This window comes from Curtobacterium sp. PhB190, from assembly GCF_004365385.1.
In the GTDB taxonomy this organism is placed as follows: Bacteria; Actinomycetota; Actinomycetes; order Actinomycetales; family Microbacteriaceae; genus Curtobacterium.
Map to the genome: position 1 here is coordinate 333,056 of NZ_SODN01000006.1, position 7,540 is coordinate 340,595.

At 70.9% G+C, this 7,540-nt stretch carries 7 protein-coding genes and 1 tRNA gene; 6 read left to right on the forward strand and 2 right to left on the reverse strand.

Going from position 1 to position 7,540, the window contains the following annotated elements; translation table 11 throughout:
* The first annotated feature begins 116 nt into the window (after positions 1-116).
* From EDF47_RS12415 to EDF47_RS12435, 5 genes are all read left to right on the forward strand, one after another.
* The gene (locus EDF47_RS12415) at positions 117-800 is read left to right on the forward strand and encodes a response regulator transcription factor (RefSeq protein WP_243648773.1); all 684 of its coding nucleotides are present in this window, start codon (positions 117-119) and stop codon (positions 798-800) included.
* Complete coding sequence (locus EDF47_RS12420; RefSeq protein ID WP_131920098.1) at positions 797-2,305, forward strand: HAMP domain-containing sensor histidine kinase; 1,509 nt, start codon at positions 797-799, stop codon at positions 2,303-2,305. Before EDF47_RS12415 ends, EDF47_RS12420 begins: the two co-directional genes overlap by 4 nt.
* 12 nt (positions 2,306-2,317) lie before the next feature.
* A tRNA-Leu gene (locus EDF47_RS12425) sits at positions 2,318-2,399 on the forward strand.
* 74 nt (positions 2,400-2,473) lie between these two features.
* Positions 2,474-3,079, forward strand: a complete 606-nt coding sequence (locus tag EDF47_RS12430) for a response regulator (protein WP_071291723.1) — start codon at positions 2,474-2,476, stop codon at positions 3,077-3,079.
* Positions 3,080-3,355: 276 nt separating this feature from the next.
* Complete coding sequence (locus EDF47_RS12435) at positions 3,356-3,826, forward strand: GNAT family N-acetyltransferase (protein ID WP_159571203.1); 471 nt, start codon at positions 3,356-3,358, stop codon at positions 3,824-3,826.
* A gap of 12 nt (positions 3,827-3,838) precedes the next feature.
* On the opposite strand, the gene EDF47_RS12440 is transcribed toward EDF47_RS12435, so the two are convergent.
* Positions 3,839-4,213, reverse strand: a complete 375-nt coding sequence (locus tag EDF47_RS12440; RefSeq protein ID WP_131879602.1) for a VOC family protein — start codon at positions 4,211-4,213, stop codon at positions 3,839-3,841.
* Between the two features lie 46 nt (positions 4,214-4,259).
* The gene (locus tag EDF47_RS12445; RefSeq protein WP_111084165.1) at positions 4,260-4,628 is read right to left on the reverse strand and encodes a hotdog fold thioesterase; all 369 of its coding nucleotides are present in this window, start codon (positions 4,626-4,628) and stop codon (positions 4,260-4,262) included.
* A 100-nt stretch (positions 4,629-4,728) separates the two neighbouring features.
* On the opposite strand from EDF47_RS12445, the gene polA reads away from it, so the two are divergent.
* The gene (gene polA, locus EDF47_RS12450) at positions 4,729-7,398 is read left to right on the forward strand and encodes a DNA polymerase I (protein WP_123294360.1); all 2,670 of its coding nucleotides are present in this window, start codon (positions 4,729-4,731) and stop codon (positions 7,396-7,398) included.
* The last annotated feature ends 142 nt before the right edge of the window (positions 7,399-7,540 follow it).

Genomic DNA, 7,540 nt, shown 5'->3' on the forward strand with positions numbered 1-7,540 from the left:
GGTGATCCGCCGCTGGAGACGACGCTCGAGTCCGAATCTGAAGCATGCCTGAAGCACAGGGGTTCTCCAGCGTCCTCCATGCTCGGTGGCCGCCGGAGCGTCCTACGGTGTCCGCCGTGCCTGTTCCCGCTCGAATCCTGGTCGTCGACGACGACGACTCCATCCGGACCTCCGTCGCGACGACCCTGCGTGCGGAGGGCTTCTTGGTCGCCGAGGCATCCGACGGACGCGACCTCGTCGAGGACCTCCGACGCGCCGCACCCGACCTCGTCCTGTTGGACTGGATGCTGCCCGGGCCGAGCGGCATCGTGCTCGCCGGCCGGGTGCGCTCCACCTCGGACGCCGCCGTCGTCATGATGACCGCGCGGGACGAGCTCGACGAGCGCTTGCGCGGCTTCGCCGAGGGTGCCGACGACTACGTGGTGAAGCCGTTCGCGATGGCCGAGCTGGTGGCGCGGGTGACGGCGGTGCTCCGGCGGCGCGGGCGGATCCCGTCGGTCGTCGAGGTCGGCGACCTCGTCCTCGACCCGGACGCCGCCACCGCTCGGCGTGCCGGGGTCCTGCTCGACCTCACCGCGACGGAGTTCCGCCTGCTGCGGTTCCTCGCCGAGAGCCGGGGCCGCACCGTGTCGAAGGGGCAGATCACGACGCAGGTGTGGGGCTACGACGACGTCGCGGCGAACGTCGTCGAGGTCCACCTCAGCGCCCTCCGACGCAAGATGGAGGCGCACGGGCCGCGGCTCGTGCACACCGTCCGCGGCCTCGGGTACCGGCTGAGCGACGAGCGGACGGCGGCGTGAGGGTCCACGACGGCGCGCTCCGCACGACCTCGTTGCGGCTGCGCACGGTCGTCGCGATCGTGGTCCTGCTCGCGGTGCTGCTCGCCGGGCTGGCGGTCGCCGTCGAGGTGCTGCTCGGCATCCGACTGCGCGCCCAGGCCGAGGACCGGCTCCGTGACCGGGCGTCGGCCGCCGCGGCGCTCGTCGGGACCGTCGACGCCGAGGACCTCGCCGACCGGCTCTCCGCGCAGGGGCTGTCGGTGCGCATCGTCCGGCCGGACGGCGGGGCCGTCGAGGCCGGTCCGACGCCGGACCAGCTGCGGACGGGCCCGCCGGACCCCGGCAGCCTGCCGGCAACGGTTCCGCGCGGCAGCGCACTCGTCGGCGGGACCACACCCACGGCCGCGGCGACGCCGACGACCACCGAGGACGGCGCCACGGTCACGTCGTCGTCCGTGCGCGAGGACGACGGGGTGCTCACCCTCGTGAGCCGACTCGACGACGGCACCCGCATCACGCTGACCGCCGGGACCCGCGATGTGCAGGACACCCTGGTCCAGCTCGGCTGGGTCATGGGCGGTGCCTCCGCGGCGTTCCTCGGGGTCGCCGTCCTCGGGGTGGTGGTCGTCGTCCGGCGGTCCCTGCGGCCGCTCGACGAGATGGCGACGACCGCGCGGTCGATCGCGGGCGGCGACCGTGGGCGGCGACTCCGACCCTCGCGGCAGGACACCGAGATCGGTCGCGTCGCCGTCGCCCTGGACGAGATGCTCGACGCCGTCGAGGGCGCGGAGCGTGAGGCGGTCGCCGCGGAGGCACGGGTCCGCTCGTTCCTCTCCGACGCCGCGCACGAGCTGCGGACGCCGGTCGCCGGGGTCCGGGCTGCAGCCGACACGCTCGTGCGCGACGGTGGCGGCGACGTCGCCACGCGCGAGGTGCTCGCCGTGCACGTCGTCCGCCAGGCCGACCGAGCCGCACGGCTCATCGAGGACATGCTCACGATGGCCCGGCTCGACCGGGGGATCGAACTCGACCGACGACCGGTGGACCTCGGCGCCTTCCTGGTGGCGGAGGGCGACCGGCTGCGGTTGCGGCTGCCGTCCGTCGCGCTCGAGGTCGTGGTGCCCGAGCGGCCCGTGTGCGCCGACGTCGACCCCGAGCGGCTCGCCCAGGTCGTCGGGAACCTCGTCGACAACGCCGCCCGCGCTGCCGGACCCGCCGGCCGGATCGTCGTCTCCCTCGACGACCGGGGAGCGGGCCCCGTGCTCCGGGTGGCGGACGATGGTCCGGGCATCCCGGCCCAGGACCGCGTGCGGGTGTTCGACCGACTCGTCCGCCTCGAGGCCGCTCGCGACGCCCGTTCCGGCGGGGCCGGACTGGGCCTGCCGATCGCACGGGGCATCGCCGAGGCGCACGGCGGGTCCCTGCAGCACGCCGACGACAACGAAGGCGGCGAGGGCGACGTGCTCGGCGGTGCGGTGTTCGACCTGCGGCTGCCGGCGGCGGTCGAGGGGCGGGGGCCCTGCTAGCCTGGAGGCCTCGCGAGTGTGGTGGAATCGGCAGACACGGGGCACTCAAAATGCTCTGCCTCACGGCGTGCGGGTTCAAGTCCCGCCACTCGTACAAGGCGACTGTTCTGTCCACGGATCGCCGTGTGATGACATGAAGCACTTCTGACGTCTAGTAGGCTTGCGGCTGTGAGTGACACAGAAGCAACTGCAACAGCACCGCGCCGCGTCGTCGTCGCCGAGGACGAGTCGCTCATCCGCCTCGACATCGTCGAGATCCTCCGCGACAACGGGTTCGACGTGGTCGGCGAGGCCGGCGACGGCGAGACCGCCGTGCAGCTCGCCACCGACCTCCGTCCCGACCTCGTCGTGATGGACGTCAAGATGCCCCAGCTCGACGGCATCTCCGCAGCCGAGAAGCTGTCCAAGAACCACATCGCTCCGGTGGTCCTCCTCACGGCGTTCAGCCAGAAGGACCTCGTCGAGCGTGCGACCGAGGCCGGCGCGCTGGCCTACGTGGTCAAGCCGTTCACCCCGAACGACCTGCTCCCCGCGATCGAGATCGCCCTCTCGCGGTACCAGCAGATCATCACGCTCGAGGCCGAGGTCGCCGACCTCGTCGAGCGCTTCGAGACCCGCAAGCTCGTCGACCGCGCCAAGGGCCTGCTCAACGAGAAGATGGGCCTCACCGAGCCCGAGGCGTTCCGCTGGATCCAGAAGGCCTCGATGGACCGCCGTCTGACCATGCACGACGTCGCCAAGGCGATCATCGAGCAGCTCAGCGCCAAGAAGTAGTACCACCCGTCGCTCACACCAGCGCCGTCGGACCCCGGTCCGGCGGCGCTGCTGCGTTCCCGGGCGCGTGGCGCGCTCGGTGTGTGTGCATGTTCCGACACGACACCGGTCGATCGACGCGTGTTCTGTCGCAGTGTGCAGACGCATCGTCTGCGTGTGCATGTTGCGACACGACACCGGTCGATCGACGCGTGTTCTGTCGGAGTGTGCGGACGCATGCACTGGCGGCCACGGGCGCGTGGGGCGGTGGAGGCGACCACCTGGCAGGCTGGAGCCGTGGACGACGTGGTGATCCGGGCCTCCCGGCCTGACGACATGCCGGCGGTGGCCGACCTGCGGTGGCGGTGGAGTGTGGGCGAGGGCGGCGCCGAGCCGGCCGCGACGCCGGACGACTACCGCGCGGCGATGACGGCCTTCGCCCGCGAACACCCGGACACGCACCGGTGCGTGGTCGCGGAGCGCGACGGTGCGGTGCTCGGCATGGCGTGGCTCGGACTCGTCGCCCGGCCGCCGACCCCGGACCGGCCGGGGCGACGCCTGACCGCCGACGTGCAGACCGTCTACGTGCACCCCGACCTGCGCGGGCTCGGCGTCGCCGGACGACTCGTCACCGCGCTGCTCGACATCGCGGACGACCTCGGCGTCGAGCGGACCTCGGTGCACTCGAGCGTCGACGGGGAGCGGCTGTACCGACGGCTCGGCTTCGGCGACGCACGGTTGCTGCTGCAGCGTCCGCCCGAGGACTGAGCGCCCGGTGCCTCAGCCGCGCGCGGGGAGCTGCTGGAGCGTCCAGGCGTTGCCGTCCGGGTCGGTGAAGAACACGAAGCGACCCCAGGCCAGTTCGTCGACACCGATCGCGTCGACGCCGAGTCCTTGCAGGTGGGCGAGGGCTTCGTCGGCGTCGGGGACCACCACCTGGACGGACTTCAGCGACCCGGGCTGGACGTCGGGCGACATGATGCCCTCGCCGAACGCGATCGAGCACGCCGACCCGGGCGGGGTGGCCTGCACGAACCGTACGTCGTCGGACACGCGCTGGTCGTGGTCGATCGTGAAGCCGATGCGTTCGTAGAACTCGCGGGCCCGGTCGACGTCGCTGACGGGGAACATGACGAGTTCGATCTTCCAGTCCATGACGGACTCCCTGCGTGCGTGCGAGGGGTTCAGCGCTGTTCGCAGTTCAGCGTGCCTCGCGGATGAGGTTGGTGATGCGGACGGTGGAGCAGCGGCGCCCCTGGTCGTCGGTGAGCACGATCTCGTGCGTGGTGAGCGTGTTGCCGAGGTGGATCGCGGTGCAGACACCGGTGACGGTGCCGGACGTGGCGCTGCGGGTGTGCGAGGCGTTCAGCTCGATGCCGACGGCGTAGCGGCCCTCGCCGGCGTGCACGTTGGCGGCCATCGAACCGAGGCTCTCGGCGAGGACGACGTAGGCGCCCCCGTGCAGCAGGCCGACCGGTTGACGGTTGCCCTCGACCGGGATGCTGCCGACGGCGCGGTCGGCCGACATCTCGGTGATGACCATGCCCATCTTGTCGGCGAGCTCGCCCATCCCACGGGCAGCGAGCCGCTCGTCGACGTTCCCGGTGATGGTGGCTTCGTCGGTCACGCGCTCGAACTCCCGTGTCGGATGGCGTCGGTAGGCTGTCCGGGTGTCGGACTCCGCAAAGCCTACCCTCATGGTCATCGACGGCCACTCGCTCGCCTTCCGGGCCTTCTACGCGCTGCCGGTCGACAGTTTCGTGAACCGCGACGGGCAGCACACGAACGCCATCCACGGCTTCATCTCGATGCTGCTCATGCTCCTGCAGCGCGAGAAGCCGACGCACCTGGCGGTGGCGTTCGACATCTCCCGGTTCTCGTTCCGCACCCGTGAGTACGAGGCGTACAAGGGCACCCGCTCCGAGACCCCGGCCGAGTTCAAGGGGCAGATCCCGCTGCTGCAGCAGGCGCTCGAGGCGATGGGCATCACGACGGTGACGAAGGAAGACTACGAGGCTGACGACATCCTCGCGACCCTGTCGTCCCAGGGTGCTGCGCAGGGGTACCAGGTGTACGTCGTCTCCGGCGACCGCGACGCCATCCAGCTCGTCAACGACGACGTGACGCTGCTGTACCCGTCGGTCCGTGGCGTCTCCGAGCTCACCCGGTACGACCGCGACAAGGTGTACGAGCGCTACGGCATCGAGCCGCACCAGTACCCGGACATCGCCGCGCTCGTCGGCGAGACCAGCGACAACCTGATCGGCATCGACAAGGTCGGCGAGAAGACCGCGGTCAAGTGGGTCACGCAGTACGGCTCGCTCGAGGGGGTCCTCGAGCACGCCGACGAGATCAAGGGCGTCGTCGGCAACAACCTGCGCGAGCAGCAGGACCGTGCGGTCCGGAACCGCCGGCTGAACCGCCTGGTCACCGACGTCGAACTGCCCGTCGGTCCGGCCGACGTCGCGCTCCGGCCCCTCGACGAGACCGCCGTGCGCGAGCTGTTCGCCAAGCTGCAGTTCCGCACGCTGCTCGACCGCGTCTTCAAGGTCGCTGGCTCCGGTGAACCGTCCGAGCAGCCGGCCGAGGGCGGGGTAACCGACGGCGCCGCGACCCCGCCGTCGGTGAAGACCCTGATCGACGAGGAACTCGGGTACTGGCTCGAGCGCCGCAACGCTTCCGAGGCGGCGAACGGCTACGGCGTCGCGGTCGAGGTCATCGACGGCCGACTCAGCACCATCGGCATCGCCACGCACGACGACGCCGTCCAGGTGCCCGGTGGCAGCGGCGCGAAGGACTACGAGCAGCTGTCGGCGTGGTTCGCCTCCGACGCCCCGAAGCACTTCCACGACGCCAAGACCGCGATCAAGGTGCTCGCGACCGCGGGCTTCGTCGTGAACGGCATCGCCGGCGATGCCCGCATCACGGGGTGGCTCGCCCAGCCCGGCAAGCAGGGGCAGCCGCTGGCCGACCTCGTCTACCAGGAGCTCGGCGAAGAGCTCCCCACCGCCGACCCGAACCAGCTCGTGCCGGAGACCGACCCGGTCAACGTCGGCGTCCACGCGTGGTTCGTCCTGCGGGTCACCACGGCGCTCCGTGCCCGGATCGACGAGTCGTCGCTCAAGGTCCTCGACGACATCGAGCTCCCGCTGGTGTCGGTGCTCGCGAGCATGGAGACGATCGGTGTCGGCATCGACCGCCCGGTGCTCACGGGGCTGTCGAAGGAACTGGGGGAGCGTGCCGCCGACCTGGCGCAGCAGGCGTTCGCCGAGATCGGGCACGAGGTGAACCTCGGGTCGCCGAAGCAGCTGCAGGAAGTCCTGTTCACCGAGCTCGCGATGCCGAAGACCCGCAAGACGAAGACCGGGTTCTCGACCGACGCCGCGAGCCTGGCCGACCTGCAGGAGCAGCACCCGCACCCGTTCCTCGGACTGCTGCTGCAGCACCGCGACGCCACGAAGCTCCGCCAGATCGTGGACACGCTCGACGCGGCGATCGTCGACGGGCGCATCCACACCCGGTACGAGCAGACCGGCAGCAGCACCGGCCGCATCTCGTCGACCGATCCGAACCTGCAGAACATCCCGGTGAAGACCGCGGTCGGACGCCGGGTCCGGTCGGCGTTCGCCGTCGCGGAGCCGTACACGACGCTCATCACGGCCGACTACTCGCAGATCGAGATGCGCATCATGGCGCACCTGTCCGGTGACCCCGGTCTGATCCAGGCCTTCAACGAGGGCGAGGACCTGCACCGCTTCGTCGGCGCCCGGGTGTTCGGCGTCGAGCCGGCCGAGGTCTCCGCCGAGATGCGCACCAAGGTCAAGGCGATGTCGTACGGCCTGGCCTACGGGTTGAGCGCGTTCGGGCTGTCGAAGCAGCTCCGCATCGAGCAGTCCGAGGCCCGGACGCTCATGACCGAGTACTTCGCCCGGTTCGGCGCCGTGCGCGACTACCTGCGCAACGTCGTCGAGCAGGCGCGCGAGGACGGCTACACCGAGACGATCTTCGGTCGTCGCCGGCCGTTCCCGGACCTGAAGAGCCCGAACCGCGTCCTGCGCGAGAACGCCGAGCGCGCCGCGTTGAACGCGCCGATCCAGGGCTCGGCGGCCGACATCATGAAGATCGCGATGCTCGGCGTCGACCAGGACCTGCGCGACGGCGGACTCGAGTCGCACCTGCTGCTCCAGGTGCACGACGAGCTCATCCTCGAGGTCGCGCCCGGCGAACAGGACCGCGTCGAGGAGATCCTCCGCACCCGGATGGGCAACGCCGCCGAACTCACCGTGCCGCTCGACGTCTCGGTCGGCCTCGGCGCGAACTGGGAGAGCGCGGCGCACTGACCGCGGGTCGCGACGCGACCACAGAACGGACGGGAGGCTCGGTGCCAGTGAACTGGTCCCGGTTTGTTGGACCGTGAAGTCAGATTAGGCCGCGAGGGCGTGAGCTCGGTATTGAACCGGGCTCATGCCCTCGAGTCGTGCC